The sequence below is a fragment of the Xanthomonas hortorum genome (assembly GCF_024339125.1).
Lineage (GTDB): Bacteria > Pseudomonadota > Gammaproteobacteria > Xanthomonadales > Xanthomonadaceae > Xanthomonas > Xanthomonas hortorum.
In genome coordinates this window covers 3,719,700-3,735,869 of sequence record NZ_CP101417.1, presented here as the reverse complement: position 1 = coordinate 3,735,869, position 16,170 = coordinate 3,719,700, and the positions used below count along the sequence as shown (strand labels likewise).

The following is a 16,170-nucleotide window of genomic DNA, read 5'->3' as shown; positions in this document are numbered from 1 at the left end:
CAGTCGATCAGTCCAGGCAATCAATCTAGATAGGCAACGCTGACGACTTCGTACTCGCGCTGGCCGGCCGGCGCGTCGATGGTGACCGAATCGCCTTCCAGCTTGCCGATCAACGCACGTGCCAATGGCGAGGAGATCGCGATCATGCCCAGCTTGATGTCCGCTTCCAGATCACCAACAATCTGGTAGCGCTTCTCTTCGTCGGTCTCGGTGTCGGCCAGCGTCACGGTGGCGCCGAACACGATCTTGTTGCCGGCCGACAACTTGGTGATGTCGATGATCTCGGCATGCGAGAGCTCGCCTTCCAGCTGCTTGATGCGGCCTTCGATAAAGCTCTGCTGCTCGCGCGCGGCGTGGTATTCGGCATTTTCTTTCAGATCGCCGTGCGCACGCGCTTCGGCGATCGCACTGATCACCGCCGGGCGCTTGAGCGACTTCAGCTGATCGAGTTCTTCGCGCAGACGCTGGGCGCCCTTCGCGGTCATGGGTGCTCTCATGCTTGCAGCTCCTTGTGCAGTTCCTGCAGCGACCACACAGGGCCAGTGCCGCGGAATTCCAGCGAATGCACCAGCGCCTTGGCGCCGGCGACAGTGGTCGAATAGGTCACGCGATGCTGCAGCGCTTCACGCCGGATCGAGAACGAATCGGAGATGGCGGCGCGCCCTTCGGTGGTGTTGACGATGTACACGATCTCGCCGTTCTTGATCGAATCGACGATATGCGGGCGCCCTTCGGCGACCTTGTTGACGATTTCGCAGCTCAACCCGTTTTCCTGCAGCCAGGCGCCGGTGCCACGTGTGGCGACCAACGTATAGCCACGCTCCACCAGCGCCTGCGCCACCGGCAGCACGCGCTTCTTGTCCGGGTCGCGCACCGACACGAACGCCTTGCCTACCGGCGGCGCCTTGATGCCGCCGGCTTCCTGCGCGCGCGCGAACGCGGCGCTGAAGCTGCGGCCCACGCCCATCACCTCACCGGTGGAGCGCATCTCCGGCCCGAGGATCGGGTCCACACCCTGGAACTTGGCGAACGGGAAGATCGCCTCCTTCACCGAGTAATAATCCGGCACGATTTCTTTGGTGGCGCCCTGCTCGGCCAGCGTCTTGCCGGCCATGCAGCGCGCGGCGATCTTGGCCAGCGGCATGCCGGTGGCCTTGGACACGAACGGCACCGTGCGCGAGGCACGCGGGTTCACTTCCAGCAGGAACACCACATCGTCGCCGGCCTCATCGACCTGCACCGCGAACTGCGTGTTCATCAGCCCGACCACGTTCAAGCCTTCGGCCAGCATGACGACCTGACGGCGCAGCTCGGCCTGGGTCTTGGGCGAGAGCGAATACGGCGGCAGCGAGCACGACGAATCGCCCGAGTGCACGCCGGCTTCTTCGATGTGTTCCATCAGCCCGCCGATCAGCACGTTGCCGTCCTTGTCGGCAATGATGTCCACGTCCACTTCCACTGCGTTATCCAGGAAGCGGTCCAGCAGCACCGGCGAATCGTTGGAGACCTTGACCGCATCGCGCACGTAGCGCGCCAGGTCGGACTCGCCGTAAACAATCTCCATCGCGCGACCGCCCAGCACATAGCTCGGGCGCACCACCAGCGGGTAGCCGATCTCGCGTGCCAGCACCAAGGCTTCTTCTGAATTGCGCGCGATGCGGTTCGGCGGCTGCTTCAGGCCCAGCTTGTCGACCAATTGCTGGAAACGCTCGCGGTCTTCGGCCAGATCGATCGAATCCGGCGAGGTGCCGATCACCGGCACGCCATTGGCTTCCAGCGCACGCGCCAGCTTCAGCGGAGTCTGGCCGCCGTACTGCACGATCACGCCCTTGGGTTTTTCCAGCTCGACGATTTCCAGCACGTCTTCCAGCGTCAACGGCTCGAAATACAGACGGTCGGAGGTGTCGTAATCGGTGGACACGGTTTCCGGGTTGCAGTTGACCATGATGGTCTCGTAACCGTCATCGCGCAGCGCCAGCGCCGCATGCACGCAGCAGTAGTCGAACTCGATGCCCTGGCCGATGCGGTTGGGGCCACCGCCCAGGATCATGATCTTGTCGCGATCGGTCGGCAGCGCTTCGCATTCGTCCTCGTAGGTCGAATACAGATACGCGGTGCTGGTGGCGAATTCGGCCGCGCACGAATCCACGCGCTTGTAGACCGGGCGAACTTTCAGCGCGCGACGCAGCGTGCGCACCGATTCTTCGTTGGTGCCGGTCAACTCGGCCAACCGCGCATCGGAGAAACCGGCGCGCTTGAGCGTGCGCAGGCGCGCGGCATCCAGCGAGGCCATACCGTCGTCGGCGAGCTGCTGTTCGTGGCTGATCAGTTCTTCGATCTGATCCAGGAACCATGGGTCGATGAACGACAGCGCGTAGATATCGGCCACACTCATACCGGCGCGGAACGCATCGGCGACGTAGAACAGGCGCTCCGGGCCCGGCGCCTTGAGCTCGCGCTTGAGCGCGGCGATATCGTCTTCGCTGCTCAGATCCAGGCCGGTCGGGTCCAGCCCGATCTTGCCGGTTTCCAGGCCACGCAGCGCTTTCTGCAGCGATTCCTGGAAGGTGCGGCCCATCGCCATCACCTCACCCACCGACTTCATCTGCGTGGTCAAACGCGCATCAGCCTGCGGGAATTTCTCGAAGGCAAAGCGCGGAATCTTGGTGACCACGTAGTCGATCGACGGCTCGAACGAGGCCGGGGTCAAACCGCCGGTGATCTCGTTCTTCAACTCGTCCAATGTGTAGCCCACCGCCAGCTTGGCGGCGACCTTGGCGATCGGGAAGCCGGTGGCCTTGGAGGCCAGCGCCGACGAACGCGACACGCGCGGATTCATTTCGATCACCACCACCCGGCCGTTGGTCGGGCTGATGCCGAACTGCACGTTGGAGCCGCCGGTATCCACACCGATCTTGCGCAGCACCGCGATCGAGGCATCGCGCAGGCGCTGATATTCCTTGTCGGTGAGCGTTTGCGCCGGCGCCACGGTGATCGAGTCGCCGGTGTGCACGCCCATCGGATCGAGGTTTTCGATCGCGCAGACGATGATGCAGTTGTCCGCGGTGTCGCGCACAACTTCCATCTCGAATTCCTTCCAGCCCAGCACCGATTCTTCCACCAGCACTTCGGTGGTCGGCGACAGCTCCAGGCCACGGCCGACGATCTCGATCAGCTCTTCGCGGTTGTAGGCGATGCCGCCACCGCTGCCGCCCAGGGTGAAGCTGGGGCGGATGATGGTCGGGTAGCCGACGCGGGTCTGGATATCCAGCGCTTCTTCCAGCGTGTGCGCCACCTCGGCCCTGGGGCAATCCAGGCCGATCTCGCCCATCGCCACGCGGAACAGCTCGCGATCCTCGGCCATGCGGATCGCTTCGCGCTTGGCGCCGATCAGCTCGACGTTGTACTTCTCCAGCACGCCGTGGTCAGCCAGATCCAGCGCGCAATTCAGCGCGGTCTGCCCGCCCATGGTCGGCAGCAGGGCGTCGGGCTTTTCCTTGGCGATGATCTTCTCGACCGTCTGCCAGTTGATCGGCTCGATGTAGACCGCATCGGCCATGTCCGGGTCGGTCATGATCGTGGCCGGATTGCTGTTGACCAGCACCACGCGATAGCCCTCGTCGCGCAGCGCCTTGCACGCCTGCGCGCCGGAGTAATCAAACTCGCAGGCCTGGCCGATGACGATCGGGCCGGCGCCGATGATCAGGATGGTTTTTAGGTCGGTGCGCTTTGGCATTTCTTTACTCGATTAAGGACTTGCGGCGAGCCGCAAGTGCGGAAGAGTGGCCGCGGCGATCGAATCGCGACGCAGCGTGATAGTGCATCGACTCAGCAGAGCCGAAAGCCGGTTCATCCGGCAGATCCATAGCCGAGGCCGTGCAGGGTGTGCTGAAGCCATTGATACAGCCCGAAGGACGCGGCAAGGCTGCCCAGGATCAGCAGCCAGCCGATCGCGGAGGTCTTGCCCCAACGGCGCACCTTGTCCGGGTCGGTGTTCTGCATGCGATGGTGAAAGGATTCCCCGCCAGTCACATAGCCGACACCGAAAACGAAGCACATCGGCACCATCAAGGCCAGCTTCATGCCGCCGTGCAGCGTGATCGACTCGGCGCCAGCGCGTGCCTGCTCCAGCGGCATCCACACGCCCCAGTAAGTCAAGGCAATGCCCACCAGCACGATCAGCACACCCATCAACCGAGCGCTCATGCGCGCTTGGCATCCTTGGCCATCAATGCCACAAACCGATCGAACAACGGCCCCACATCGCGCGGGCCGGGCGAGGCTTCCGGGTGGCCCTGGAACGAGAACGCCGGGGCGTCGGTCAGTGCGATGCCCTGGTTGGTGCCATCGAACAGCGACCGATGGGTCACCCGCACATTGGCCGGCAACGTGCTTTCGTCAACCGCGAAACCATGGTTCTGCGAGGTGATCATCACTCGCCCGCCATCCAGATCCTGCACCGGGTGATTGGCGCCATGGTGGCCGGTGGCCATCTTGACCGTGCTGGCACCGGCGGCCAGCGCCAGCAGCTGATGGCCCAGGCAGATGCCGAAGGTTGGCACCTTCTTGGCAATCAATTCCTGGATCGCGCTGATGGCGTAATCGCACGGCTCCGGATCGCCCGGGCCGTTGGACAGGAACACGCCGTCCGGATTCATCGCCAGCACCTCGGCCACCGGCGTGCGTGCCGGCACCACGGTGACGTCGCAACCACGATCGGCCAGCATGCGCAGGATGTTGAGCTTGACGCCGTAGTCGTACGCGACAACCTTGTGCCTCAGCTCGGCCCGCACGAAGGTGTCGGAGTTCAGATCCAGCGAGCCTTCCTGCCAGTTGTAGCGGGACTCGGTGGAAACCACCTTGGCCAGGTCCATGCCCTTCAGACCGGGGAAGCTGCGCGCCGCTTCCAGCGCCTTTTCCACGTCGATCTCGCCGGCCATCAGCGCGCCGTTCTGGGCGCCCTTCTGCCGCAGCAAGCGGGTCAGCTTGCGGGTGTCGATGCCGGAAATGGCCACCACACCACGGGCCTGCAGCCATTCCGGCAAAGCCACTTCGCTACGCCAGCTGCTGGGACGACGCGGCACATCGCGCACAATCAGGCCGGCGGCCCAGATCTTTGTGGCCTCGTCGTCCTGATCGGTGAAACCGGTATTGCCGATATGCGGATAGGTCAGCGTGACCATCTGGCGGGCATAGGACGGATCGGTCAGGACTTCCTGATAACCGGTCATGGCGGTATTGAACACCACTTCGCCGACGGAAAGCCCGTTGGCGCCTACGGATTCGCCCTCGAACACGGTGCCGTCTTCGAGGACAAGGATTGCGGGTTGGGTCACGTGGGGTCTCGCTCTGGCTGCCTGGGACTCCGATGCGCTTCCGGCCAAATTCCGGTTGCAGCAAAGCGCGGACGCGGTGCTGAGGACCGGTCCGACGCTGGTTCGGGCAAGCGAGAATTGTAAAGGCAAGTGCCACGGCATGCCAGCCTGAAGAGCGCCCGATGCCGCAGTGACATCGCAACAGCGAGGTGAATGCGCTGCTGGAGCAGCTCGCCATTCATGCGCGGTTGCGCGCCGGGTTACAGCACCAGGTCACGCACCCGATAGCTGCCGGCCGGCTTGCCGATCAGACGTTTGGCCGCATGCAGCGCACCACGCGCGAAGATGTCGCGGTTGCTGGCGCGGTGAATCAGTTCCACCCGTTCGCCCAGCCCGGTGAACTGCACCGTGTGCTCGCCGACGATATCGCCGGCACGCAGGCTGGCAAAGCGCGGCTGCGCGCCACTACCGGTGGCGGCTTCACCCAGCGTCAGTGCGGTGCCGGATGGCGCGTCCTGCTTGTGCACGTGATGCGCCTCGACGATGTCGCAATCCCAACCCGGCAGGCTGCCGGCGGCACGCTCCACCAGCTCGGTGAGCACCGCGACACCGAGACTGAAGTTGGACGCCCACACCAACGGGATCTTGCTTGCGGCGTCGAGCAACGCAGCGCGCTGCACATCGTCCAGCCCGGTGGTGCCGGACACCAGCGGTTTGCCGCGTTGCGCACACAAGGCCAGGATCGGCGCGAAGCCTTGCGGCAGGCTGAAGTCGATCGCCACATCGAAGGCCGGCGCACCGCCGAGTTCGCTGGCTGCGAAATACGGCACGCCGTCCACCACGCGTTGCGACGGCGAACGCCCCACCACCGCGCCGACGACGTGCAAGCCCTCGTCTTCAGCGGCCAGTCGCAGCAATGCCTTGCCCATCCGCCCGGAGGCGCCGTGGATCAGAACTTTCACAGGAGACGTTGTCATGGCGGCAGGCTAGCTAGGCGATGTGGGTTGTACAAGATAGCCGGGATTGGGGAGTCGGGATTGGGGAGTCGGAAAACGCAAAAGCGCCGAGCAGTGCGAGCGTTGTCGCGATCGGTGCGCTTTGCAGCGGCGTGCTGGCCGAGGTTATGCGCCTTGCCCTGGTAACTCGGCCAGCGCTTCGCGCAGCACCTCGCCCAGGATCCGGATGCCGGCATCGATCTTCTCGCCAGGCACAGTGACGAACGACAGCCGCAAGGTATTGGTCTGCGGCAACGTGGCGTAGAACGGCGCACCAGGCACGAAAGCGACATTGCGCGCGATCGCACGCGCCAGCAGTGCGGTGCCATCCAGTCCGGGAGGCAAAGTCACCCACAGGAACATGCCGCCTTCTGGGCGATTCCACTGCACCTGTGACGGGAAATGGCGATCCAGCGCTTCCAGCATCAGGCTGCACTGGCGCGCGTACAGTGCGCGAATTTGCGGGATATGCGTCTCGAGAAAATCGTCCTGCAGCGTCTGGTAGACCACACGCTGGGTGAAAGAAGGTGTATGCAGATCGGCCGCCTGCTTGGCCTGGATCAGCTTGCCCAGCACCGCCTCCGGTGCGACCACATAGCCCAGTCGCAGCCCGGGCGCGAGCACCTTGGAGAACGAGCCCATATAGATCACGCCCTCCGGGTTGAGCGACAGCAGGCTCGGCAACGGCTGGCCGCTGTAGTACAGCTCGCCGTACGGATCGTCTTCAACGATCGGCACGCCCGCTTCAGCTGCGCGTGCGACCAAGGCCTGCCGCCGCGCCAAAGGCAAGCGGCGCCCGGTAGGATTCTGGAAATTCGGCAGGCAATACAGAAAGCGCGCATCGGCCAGCATCGCCGGATCCAGCGCATCCACCACCACGCCGTCCTCGTCCGACGGCATGCCGACGAACGCCGGCTGGAACAACGAGAACGCCTGCAACGCACCCAGATAGCTCGGGGTTTCCACCAGCACCTTGCTGCCTTCGTCGATAAAGACCTTGCCGAGCAAATCCAGGCCCTGTTGCGAGCCGGTGGTGATCAGCACCTGGCTGGGCCGGATGCTGGCGCCGTCGCGACTCAGGCGTGCGGCAACCCATTCGCGCAGCGGCGCATACCCTTCGGTGGGGCCGTATTGCAGCGCGGCCTGCGGTGCCTCGCGCAGCACCTGGTCGCTGGCCGCACGCATGCGCTCCACCGGAAAGGTGGCCGGCGACGGCAGCCCACCGGCGAAGGAAATGACCTCCGGCCGCTCGGTGATCTTGAGGATTTCGCGAATCGCCGAACTGGTCAGCGCCTGCGCACGTCGGGAGATCTGGAAGGAGGTCGTCATCGGCCAAGGATAGCGAAGGCCTGTGGCCGAGGCGCTGTGCAGTGCAGCGTGTTCAGTGACTACGTGGCGGCGTGGGCCCGCAGCTGTCGCAACCACCGCAGGCCGCCGCGCTCTGCGTCGCCGGTGGTGCCACGCGACGGCCCAGCGATTGCATCCATGCAGGTCGCCCATCGCGCAGCAGACCGATCGCCAGCGCGCCACGCATGCGCCGCAAGACGCCGGGGAACTGCTTCTTCAGCACCACCCACAGGCTCAGCAGCACTGCGCATGCGATGACCGCGTATTGCAGGGTGAGCGAGAGATCCATCTCAGCCGGCTCCGAGCAGCACGGCCACTTGGTAGGTCACCAGCGAGGCCAGATAGGCCAGCGCGAACAGGTACACCGCGCTGATGGTCATCTGCTTCCACGAGTTGGTTTCGCGCTTGATGGTCGCCAGCGTGGAGATGCACATCGGAGCGTAGATGTACCAGACCAGCAGCGACAGTGCGGTGGCCAGCGACCAGCCATCGCTGATCAGCGGCGACAAGGCTTGCGCAGCAGCATCGTCATCGGCAGCCGACAGCGCATACACCGTCGCCAGCGAGGCCACCGCCACTTCGCGCGCGGCCAGGCCGGGAATCAAGGCGATACAGATCTGCCAGTTGAAGCCCAGCGGCGCGAAGAAGATCGACATTGCATGCCCGATACGGCCGGCAAAGCTGTAGTCGATTGCTGGCAAAGTCGCATTGGCCGGTGCTGCCGGAAACGACAGCAGAAACCACAGCAGCACGGTCAGCGCCAGGATGATGCCGCCGACGCGCTTGAGAAAGATCACCGCACGTTCCCACAAGCCCAGCGCCAGATCGCGCAGCTGCGGAACGCGGTAGGACGGCAACTCCAGCATCAACGGATGCTCGCTCTTATCGCGCCGCCACTTCTTCATCGTCCACGACACCAGCAAGGCACTGACAATGGCCGCGGCGTACAGCGCGAACAGGATCAGGCCCTGCTGATTGAAAATGCCCCACACGGTTTTTTGCGGGATGAAGGCGCCGATCAACAACGCGTAGACCGGCAAGCGCGCCGAACAGGTCATCAATGGTGCGACCATGATGGTGGCGAGCCGGTCGCGCGGGTCCTGGATACTGCGCGTGGACATGATGCCCGGCACCGCACACGCAAAACTCGACAGCAAGGGAATGAACGAGCGCCCGGACAATCCGGCCGCCGCCATCATGCGATCCAGCAAAAACGCCGCGCGCGGCAGATAGCCGGATTCTTCCAGCGCCAGGATGAAAGCGAAGAGGATCAGGATCTGCGGCAGGAACTTGATCACCCCTCCCAGGCCGGTGACGATGCCGTCCTTGAGCAGGCTGTTGAGCGGACCCTCCGGCAGGGTGGTGCCCACCCACTCGCCCAGCATCGCGGTGCCGACATCGATCAGGTCCATCACTGGGGTGGCCCAGGCGTACACCGCCTGGAAGATCAGGAACATCACCACCGCCAGCGTCACCAACCCCCAGATCGGATGCAGCAGCCAGCGGTCCAGTGCGTCGTCCACGCGCGAGGTGCGGGTGGGCATGGTCACCGACGCGCTCAGGATCTGCCGCACCTGCGCGTGATAGTTACCGCCGGCCGGCGGCGTCGCGGTCGGTGCGGCCAGGTGCGCGGCCTGCGCATCGATGCGCTCCACCAGCGCCTTGGCACCGCCGCGGCGTACCGCCACCGTTTCCACCACCGGCACGCCGAGCGCCTGCTCCAAGGCCGGCAGATCGATGACGATGCCGCGGCGTTGCGCGGCGTCGACCATGTTCAAGGCCACGATCATCGGCCGCCCCAACTCGCGCAGCTCCAGCGCAAAACGCAGATGCAGGCGCAGGTTGGTGGCGTCCATCACGCACACCAACACGTCTGGCGCCGGCTCGCCCGGATAGAAACCGCGGCACAGGTCGCGGGTGATCGCTTCGTCCAGGCTGGCCGGTTGCAGGCTGTAGGCGCCGGGCAGATCCAGCACCGCGAAGTCGCGCCCGGACGGCGCACGGAAATGCCCCTCCTTACGCTCGACGGTGACGCCGGTGTAATTGGCCACCTTCTGCCGGCTGCCGGTCAGCTGGTTGAACAGCGCGGTCTTGCCACTGTTGGGGTTGCCGACCAAAGCCAGGCGCAGCGGAACACTTGCCGCATTCATGCCAGTGCTCCTTCGACGCGCACCTGCACGCGCGCGGCCTCGCTGCGACGCAATGCAAAACGCGTGTAACCGACCTGCACCAGCAACGGTTCGCGTCCAACCGGCCCGGTCGCCAGCACCGTCACTTCTTCGCCAGCGACAAAGCCCAGTTCGCGCAGGCGCCGGGCGATCGTGTCGTTGGGCTGACGATCCTCTACCGAATCCACGATGGCGGCGCGATGCAAGGGCATGTCGGACAGCGTCACAAAGACGGCCTGATTGTTAGGAATGGTTCTCAATTCTAGCATCGACGCACCGCGTCATGGCTGGGGCCAGCCGTGCCGCTATCATGGTTCGCATCCCATTCATGGACGTTGACGCAATGCAGGACACCGGCTTGATCGTGGAGGACCAGGGAGCGGTCCGCACTTTGCGACTGAACCGCCCGGCGGTGCACAACGCCTTCGACGCAACCTTGATCAACGCGCTCACCGAGGCCTTGCAGCAGGCCGGCCAGGCGGCGCAGATCCGGGTAGTCGTGATCACCGGTGTAGGCGGCGCCTTCTCCGCCGGCGCGGACCTGAACTGGATGCGCGGCATGGCCAGCGCCAGCGAGGCCGAGAATGCTGCCGATGCACTGGCGCTCGCACGTTTGATGCGCACGCTCGACGAATTGCCCAAGCCGACCATCGCACGCGTCAATGGCGCCGCGTTCGGCGGCGGCGTAGGCCTGGTGGCGTGCTGCGATATCGCCATCGGCTGCACCGAGGCGCGCTTCGGTCTGACCGAAAGCAAGCTCGGCCTGCTTCCAGCGGTCATTTCGCCGTATGTGATTACAGCGATCGGCGCGCGCCAGGCGCGGCGCTGGTTCGCCACTGCCGAAATTTTCGACGCCAGCACCGCGCAGTTGCTGGGCCTGTTGCATCAACTGGTTGCCGCCGATCAATTGGACATCGCGGTGGAGCGACAGGTCCGCTTGCTGCTGGCGGCCGCACCACTGGCGGCGGCCAGCGCCAAATCCCTGGTGCGTTCGGTGTTGCCGCCTTCCGACCGCGATGCCATCGATGCGGCCAATGCCGCGTGGATCGCGCGCCTGCGCGTCTCGCCCGAGGGCCAGGAAGGCTTGAGCGCCTTTCTCGACAAGCGTGCGCCGGCCTGGGTGCCGGAGGACATGGCATGAGCGCGTTCGTGCGCATTGTCGAAGTAGGCCCGCGCGATGGCTTGCAGAACGAAGCGCAGCCGATCGCGACCGCCGACAAGATCGCCTTGATCAATCAGCTTTCGGCCACCGGCCTGCGCAGCATCGAAGCGACCAGCTTCGTCAGCCCGCGCTGGGTGCCGCAACTGGCCGATGCGGCCGAGGTGTTTGCCGGCATCACCCAGGCGCCGGGGATTGCCTATCCGGTGCTGGTGCCGAACCTGCAGGGCTATGTGCGGGCACGCGCGGCCGGCGTGCAGGAAGTGGCGGTGTTCACTGCGGCGTCCGAAGCCTTCAATCGCACCAACACCAATGCCTGCATCGACGAATCGATCGAGCGCTTTCGCCCGATCCTGGAACAGGCCGCGCTCGACGGCGTGCGCGTGCGCGGTTACGTCTCCACCGTGTTGGGGTGCCCGTATCAAGGCGCCGTGCCGGTGGCCGACGTGGTGGATGTCGCGCAGCGGCTGTACGCGTTGGGCTGCTACGAGATTTCGCTGGGCGACACCATCGGCGTCGGCACGCCGGTCAAGGCGCGCCAGATGTTGGCCGCCGTGGCGCAAGCCGTGCCGATGCAGGCATTAGCGGTGCATTTTCACGACACCTACGGCCAGGCGCTGGCCAATATCACCGCCTGCCTGGAGCAAGGCGTGCGCGTGGTCGATGCGGCGGTGTCCGGCGCCGGCGGCTGCCCGTATGCCAAGGGCGCCAGCGGCAATGTGGCCAGCGAAGATGTGGTCTATCTGCTGCACGGATTAGGCATGCAAACCGGCATCGATCTGGCTGCCCTCGCCCGCACCGGCCGCTGGCTGGCGCAACTGCTCGGCCGCGAGACCGGCAGCAAGGTCGGCAAGGCGTTGGCGGCGGCTGGCTGAGGCGTTGACGCAACAGCTCGCCCACGGCCTACTCACGCCCCCTGCCGCCAGGGCGATCGCCTGGACGCTTCGGCTAGAATTGCCGACCGCTTCGCCCACCGATCGCCGCCAGCCTCCATCGGCATCCAACGTTTACCGGGGAACCACCGCATGCAGCCATCTTCTGTTCTTGCCATTGTCACCGGCGGCGTGTCCGGCCTGGGCCTGGCCGTGGCGCAGCGCATCGTTGCCAACGGCGGCAAGGTCGCCTTGTTCGACGTCAATGCCGACAAGGCCGAGACGGCTCTGGCGCTGCTCGGTGCCGGCAACGCGCATTACTTCGCCACCGATGTCACCGACGAGGCGCAGGTTGCCGCCAACGTGGCGCAGGCCGCGCAGGCGCTTGGCGGGCTCAACCTTGCGGTGAACTGCGCCGGCATCCTGGGCTCGGGCCGCGTGTTGGGCAAGGAAGCACCGATGCCGCTGGCGACCTTCCGCACCACTGTGCTGGTCAACCTGGTCGGCAGCTTCAATGTGGCCAAGGCAGCGGCCGATGTGATGCAGCACAACGCCGCCGGCGACGACGGCGAGCGCGGAGTGATCATCAACACCGCATCAGTGGCCGCCTATGAAGGCCAGATCGGTCAGGCTGCCTACGCTGCCAGCAAGGGTGGCGTGGTCGGCATGACCTTGCCGATGGCACGCGAACTGGCGCGCTTCGGCATCCGTGTGATGACGATCGCGCCGGGTGTGTTCTGGACCCCGATGGTGGACGGCATGCCCGAGGCCGTGCAGCAATCGCTGGCCGCGTCGATCCCGTTCCCCTCGCGCCTGGGCCAACCCGACGAATACGCCGACACCGTCGCCTTCATCCTGCGCAATCGCTACCTCAACGGCGAAACGATTCGCCTGGACGGTGGCGTGCGGTTGGCGCCCAAGTAGCCGGGAATGGGGAATCGAGAATGGGGAATCGTAACGGCGCCTCACTCTCAGCACCCCGCACTCGGCTTTTCCGATTCCCCATTCCCAACTCCCGATTCCCATGAAAGCTAACGACATCAAGAAAGGCAACGTCGTCGAATACAACGGCGGCATTTACCAGATCCGCGACATCGAACGCAGCTCGCCGCAGGGCCGCGGCGGCAATGTGCGCTTCCGCTTCATCATGTACAGCGTGCCGGGCGGAGTGAAAACCGACGCCAGCTTCGATGCCGACGACAACCTGCCGGAAGTGGAGCTGCTGCGTCGTCTGTCCACGTTTTCGTACAAGGATGGCGAGGCCTTCGTGTTCATGGACGACGAGGACTTCACCCCGTACACGCTGGATGCGGATGTGATCGGCACCGATGCCGGCTACATCACCGACGGGCTGACCGGCATCTACGTGCAGGTGATCGACGACCAGCCGGTGGCCGTGCAGTTGCCGCAAACGGTGACGCTGGAAGTAATCGAAACCCCGCCGGAGCTCAAGGGCGGCACCGCCACCAAGCGCCCCAAGCCGGCCAAGCTCGACACCGGCCTGGAAATCATGGTTCCCGAGTACATCACCAACGGCGAGCGCGTGCTGGTCAACACCACCACCGGCGAATTCGCAGGCCGCGCCGACTGATGCGCACGCTGGTGGTTGCCTTGACGCTGGGGTTGTTGACCGCCTGCACGGAGCAACCCGCCCCGGCGCCGACATCCGCATCCAAGCCCGCGCCAGTGGCCTGCACCGACGCCAAGGTGGACGACGAATGGCTGCAACATCCCCCGGGCCTGTGCGGCATGCCGGAGGATGTGCGCACGCTGGTGGAGGACTACGACACCTGCGAGCACTTCGCTGGGGAAGAGCCGTACGACGCCGATCGTCGACACGAGATAGAAGTGGCGATTGCGCAGTTCTGCACACCGGCACCGGCGCGGCTAGCCCGGCTACTAAAGCAGTACCGCAGCGATGCGCATGTCATCGAATGGCTGCGCAAGTATTCGGTACAAGCGGATCTGAAACCAGCCGGCTGAGGTATGCGCAGCACATCCCTTCTCCCAACGGGAGAAGGTGCCCCGCAGGGGCGGATGAGGGTGCGGGAGCCTCGTGCAGCTGGACCCACACGAGAGCTTCGCCCCGTACCCTCACCCCAACCCCTCTCCCGATGGGAGAGGGGCTTGTACTGCTCAGCTAACCCGGGAGTCCGGGGCGCTATTGCGCTTCCAGCGGCATGCCCATATCCGACTGCACCTTGTCGGCGGCCGCGTCGCCGCGCGCAAGCACACGCAGCCGCGCGCGCAAGCGCTCAACATTCGCCTCGCCCTGCTCCAAGCCAATGCGCACGTCGGCCGGTAATTGCTGCCGGCCCAGCGCTTGCAGCTGCTTCCAACCATCGATCAACACGCCACTTTCTTGCGCCACGCGTGAGGTCAGTTGTTGCTGCTCGTCTGCCTGAGGCACTCCGTAACCGGACGTTCCCAGCAGCGTGGCCGGGTGACTGAGTTGCGCCTGCCGTGCGAACAACGCCTGTAGCTGGCCTTGCACAGCATCACGCCCTGCAGCACCCGGTTGCAGCAGGCGCTTGAGCGCATCGCGCGCCAGCAATTCCTGTCGCCGCAATGCAGCTTGTTCGAGCAGCAAGGCCGCTGCGGTTTCACGCAAACCGCCTTGGTCGACCCATTGCGCACGTGCGTCCGGTCGCGCATCCAGCCATTGCTCCACGCTCGTCTGCGGCACCGGCATGCCGCGGCGGATTACCTCGAACATGGTCTGGTAATGCGCGGCCGCCGATTCGAAGTAATAGCCTTGGCGAATCGCTTGCGCACGGTCGTCCAGCACCTGCATGTCGGCGATGCCGGCGCGTTGCAGGCGATGCCGCACACCGCGCGGCGTGATCGACGACAACCTGGCTGCGGCCAGGCGTGGCACGCCGTCGTGCAGCAGCTTGAAGGTCTCCACCGCACAGTTGTTGCCGATGAAGTAATAGCGCCCGTCGTAGCTCCAATGCACCTGTGCCACGCGTGCGAGCAGAGCGGCGATATCGTCGGGTGTCAACTTCAACGGGACCGACGACAAAGCGCGCAGTTCGACCTTGGTGTATTCGTCGACGACCTGATTCAACGGCAGCACGAACAGCCGCGACGGATACGAACCGGTCAGCCCGCGCCAGCTGGAAATCTGCACATCGCCGACAAACGCGCGAAACGACAGCACGCGGTGATACTGCAGATCCATGCGGCAATCCGGGCCAGGTATACGGCCAGGCGCACAGATCACCAGACGCAACATGCTGTGGCCCCAGCGACTCATCGGCTGCTCGTTGCCTTCAGCAAGCAGATAATCCACCGCATACACGCGCGACGGATCCAGTTTCAGCAGCGACATCGCACCGGCATCGCTATCAGCCTGCAGGTACGGCAGCGTCGTGTCGCAGGCGACCACCTCGCGTGGCGCGCCAAGCTGCTCGCCGAACCAGGCAGACAGCGCCGGGCGCCGGCAGTGATAGTCGGCATCCAGCACGTAATGTTCGAGATTCACCGCAACAAACTCGGCGGGGCTACGCCGTTCGTAGTCGTCGGGGCTGCGATCGCTAAATTGATTTTCGCCACGCCCGAGCCGCCATGGACGCACCTGCCAGCCAGCCAGATCGCGCAGACGCGGATCGCGCGACAACCCGCCTTGCGGGCCACGATCGAGCACATGTGCCAGCTCGTGCACCACGGCCGCCATTGCCGCGCGCGTGGCCGGTGCGTCGATATCCGCCTGCGCCGTCGCCGATTGCGCGCTCCACGCCTGCAGCAACGCGCGATCGATCAGAACGCGCTTGCCGATCGCACGACCATGCACGTGCGCCGGTAGATCCATGCGCCATTGCAGCTGGATCGGTGCGGTGATGCGCTGCGTCCACCCTGACGGCAGACGCTGCGCCACCTGTTCAACTAAGACATGCGTTGCTGCGATCTGCGCAGGACTGAGGTCCAACGGAACAACTTCAACATGCAACTCGGCCTGCGCCGCCGGTGCGATCACGGCGGCCAACCACAGCCACCCGCACCAGCGGCGCAAACTCACTGGGCCAGGATGGACTGAGCCAGTTGCAGGTCGCTGGACAGCCGCGCCGCATCGTTGCGGCTACGCAGCTGCAGCAGCGCCGCTTCCAGACGCGCGCCACGGATGGCGCCGTCGCTGGCGACGAAGCCGGCCGCGTCTTCGCGTGCATCGGCAACCACTTTGTCGTCGCCCGAGCTGCTGCTGTCGGACGAACCGGCCGACGATGCACCCGCCGAGGTCCCAGCCAGGCTGGTTGCGAAAGCTGCCAGCGGCAGCAGCGTCAAAGCGCAAAACACGAGAGAGCGCATCATCGG

The 16,170-nt window shown here is 65.0% G+C and carries 16 protein-coding genes; 5 read left to right on the top strand and 11 right to left on the bottom strand.

The genetic code is table 11. From position 1 onward, the window contains the following. Nucleotides 1-20: 20 nt before the first annotated feature. The 9 genes from greA to NMB96_RS16030 all read right to left on the bottom strand — a co-directional run bounded on the left by greA (nucleotide 21) and on the right by NMB96_RS16030 (nucleotide 10,052). Nucleotides 21-485 carry a transcription elongation factor GreA gene (greA, locus tag NMB96_RS16070; protein ID WP_255086979.1) on the bottom strand — a complete coding sequence of 155 codons (465 nt, stop codon included), beginning with the start codon at nucleotides 483-485 and terminating at the stop codon, nucleotides 21-23. Nucleotides 486-493: 8 nt separating this feature from the next. Further along, nucleotides 494-3,736, bottom strand: a complete 3,243-nt coding sequence (carB, locus tag NMB96_RS16065; protein WP_023903844.1) for a carbamoyl-phosphate synthase large subunit — start codon at nucleotides 3,734-3,736, stop codon at nucleotides 494-496. 113 nt (nucleotides 3,737-3,849) lie between these two features. Continuing rightward, a complete protein-coding gene (locus tag NMB96_RS16060; RefSeq protein ID WP_023903843.1) occupies nucleotides 3,850-4,206 on the bottom strand; it encodes a hypothetical protein in 357 nt (118 codons plus the stop codon). Next, complete coding sequence (carA, locus tag NMB96_RS16055) at nucleotides 4,203-5,336, bottom strand: glutamine-hydrolyzing carbamoyl-phosphate synthase small subunit (protein ID WP_043889188.1); 1,134 nt, start codon at nucleotides 5,334-5,336, stop codon at nucleotides 4,203-4,205. The genes NMB96_RS16060 and carA overlap by 4 nt, the downstream gene beginning before the upstream one ends. Before the next feature lie 239 nt (nucleotides 5,337-5,575). After that, nucleotides 5,576-6,292 (bottom strand): 4-hydroxy-tetrahydrodipicolinate reductase, encoded by a 717-nt coding sequence (gene dapB / locus NMB96_RS16050; RefSeq protein WP_255085263.1) that lies wholly within the window; start codon nucleotides 6,290-6,292, stop codon nucleotides 5,576-5,578. A gap of 144 nt (nucleotides 6,293-6,436) precedes the next feature. After that, nucleotides 6,437-7,639, bottom strand: coding sequence for an aminotransferase-like domain-containing protein (locus NMB96_RS16045; protein ID WP_255085262.1), 1,203 nt, complete (start codon nucleotides 7,637-7,639; stop codon nucleotides 6,437-6,439). Nucleotides 7,640-7,691: 52 nt separating this feature from the next. Then, entirely contained in the window at nucleotides 7,692-7,946 is a 255-nt protein-coding gene (locus NMB96_RS16040; RefSeq protein ID WP_255085261.1) for a DUF6587 family protein, read from the bottom strand. A gap of 1 nt (nucleotide 7,947) precedes the next feature. Continuing rightward, nucleotides 7,948-9,807, bottom strand: coding sequence for a ferrous iron transporter B (gene feoB / locus NMB96_RS16035; protein ID WP_255085260.1), 1,860 nt, complete (start codon nucleotides 9,805-9,807; stop codon nucleotides 7,948-7,950). Then, nucleotides 9,804-10,052, bottom strand: coding sequence for a FeoA family protein (locus tag NMB96_RS16030; RefSeq protein ID WP_043889187.1), 249 nt, complete (start codon nucleotides 10,050-10,052; stop codon nucleotides 9,804-9,806). The genes feoB and NMB96_RS16030 overlap by 4 nt, the downstream gene beginning before the upstream one ends. Before the next feature lie 116 nt (nucleotides 10,053-10,168). On the opposite strand from NMB96_RS16030, the gene NMB96_RS16025 reads away from it, so the two are divergent. From NMB96_RS16025 to NMB96_RS16005, 5 genes are all read left to right on the top strand, one after another. Continuing rightward, complete coding sequence (locus NMB96_RS16025; protein ID WP_255086978.1) at nucleotides 10,169-10,966, top strand: enoyl-CoA hydratase-related protein; 798 nt, start codon at nucleotides 10,169-10,171, stop codon at nucleotides 10,964-10,966. After that, nucleotides 10,963-11,859, top strand: coding sequence for a hydroxymethylglutaryl-CoA lyase (locus NMB96_RS16020; RefSeq protein ID WP_255085259.1), 897 nt, complete (start codon nucleotides 10,963-10,965; stop codon nucleotides 11,857-11,859). The genes NMB96_RS16025 and NMB96_RS16020 overlap by 4 nt, the downstream gene beginning before the upstream one ends. 150 nt (nucleotides 11,860-12,009) lie before the next feature. Further along, on the top strand, nucleotides 12,010-12,780 hold the full coding sequence (locus NMB96_RS16015; protein WP_023903833.1) for an SDR family oxidoreductase: 771 nt from the start codon (nucleotides 12,010-12,012) through the stop codon (nucleotides 12,778-12,780). Between the two features lie 100 nt (nucleotides 12,781-12,880). Then, nucleotides 12,881-13,447 carry an elongation factor P-like protein YeiP gene (gene yeiP, locus NMB96_RS16010; RefSeq protein WP_055823478.1) on the top strand — a complete coding sequence of 189 codons (567 nt, stop codon included), beginning with the start codon at nucleotides 12,881-12,883 and terminating at the stop codon, nucleotides 13,445-13,447. Then, entirely contained in the window at nucleotides 13,447-13,839 is a 393-nt protein-coding gene (locus NMB96_RS16005) for a hypothetical protein (RefSeq protein WP_023903831.1), read from the top strand. The genes yeiP and NMB96_RS16005 overlap by 1 nt, the downstream gene beginning before the upstream one ends. Before the next feature lie 178 nt (nucleotides 13,840-14,017). Here NMB96_RS16005 and NMB96_RS16000 read toward each other — a convergent pair whose 3' ends face one another. Then, nucleotides 14,018-15,877 carry a DUF7844 domain-containing protein gene (locus tag NMB96_RS16000; protein WP_023903830.1) on the bottom strand — a complete coding sequence of 620 codons (1,860 nt, stop codon included), beginning with the start codon at nucleotides 15,875-15,877 and terminating at the stop codon, nucleotides 14,018-14,020. Further along, nucleotides 15,874-16,167 (bottom strand): DUF2388 domain-containing protein, encoded by a 294-nt coding sequence (locus NMB96_RS15995; RefSeq protein WP_006451514.1) that lies wholly within the window; start codon nucleotides 16,165-16,167, stop codon nucleotides 15,874-15,876. The genes NMB96_RS16000 and NMB96_RS15995 overlap by 4 nt, the downstream gene beginning before the upstream one ends. Nucleotides 16,168-16,170 lie beyond the last annotated feature (3 nt).

Coding starts and splice junctions, on each gene's coding strand:
- dapB (WP_255085263.1), bottom strand. CDS start 6,292: ATGACAACGTCTCCTGTGAAAGTTCTGATCCACGGCGCCTCCGGGCGG.
- NMB96_RS16045 (WP_255085262.1), bottom strand. CDS start 7,639: ATGACGACCTCCTTCCAGATCTCCCGACGTGCGCAGGCGCTGACCAGT.
- NMB96_RS16040 (WP_255085261.1), bottom strand. CDS start 7,946: ATGGATCTCTCGCTCACCCTGCAATACGCGGTCATCGCATGCGCAGTG.
- carB (WP_023903844.1), bottom strand. CDS start 3,736: ATGCCAAAGCGCACCGACCTAAAAACCATCCTGATCATCGGCGCCGGC.
- NMB96_RS16020 (WP_255085259.1), top strand. CDS start 10,963: ATGAGCGCGTTCGTGCGCATTGTCGAAGTAGGCCCGCGCGATGGCTTG.
- NMB96_RS15995 (WP_006451514.1), bottom strand. CDS start 16,167: ATGATGCGCTCTCTCGTGTTTTGCGCTTTGACGCTGCTGCCGCTGGCA.
- feoB (WP_255085260.1), bottom strand. CDS start 9,807: ATGAATGCGGCAAGTGTTCCGCTGCGCCTGGCTTTGGTCGGCAACCCC.
- NMB96_RS16005 (WP_023903831.1), top strand. CDS start 13,447: ATGCGCACGCTGGTGGTTGCCTTGACGCTGGGGTTGTTGACCGCCTGC.
- NMB96_RS16025 (WP_255086978.1), top strand. CDS start 10,169: ATGCAGGACACCGGCTTGATCGTGGAGGACCAGGGAGCGGTCCGCACT.
- NMB96_RS16060 (WP_023903843.1), bottom strand. CDS start 4,206: ATGAGCGCTCGGTTGATGGGTGTGCTGATCGTGCTGGTGGGCATTGCC.
- greA (WP_255086979.1), bottom strand. CDS start 485: ATGACCGCGAAGGGCGCCCAGCGTCTGCGCGAAGAACTCGATCAGCTG.
- yeiP (WP_055823478.1), top strand. CDS start 12,881: ATGAAAGCTAACGACATCAAGAAAGGCAACGTCGTCGAATACAACGGC.
- NMB96_RS16015 (WP_023903833.1), top strand. CDS start 12,010: ATGCAGCCATCTTCTGTTCTTGCCATTGTCACCGGCGGCGTGTCCGGC.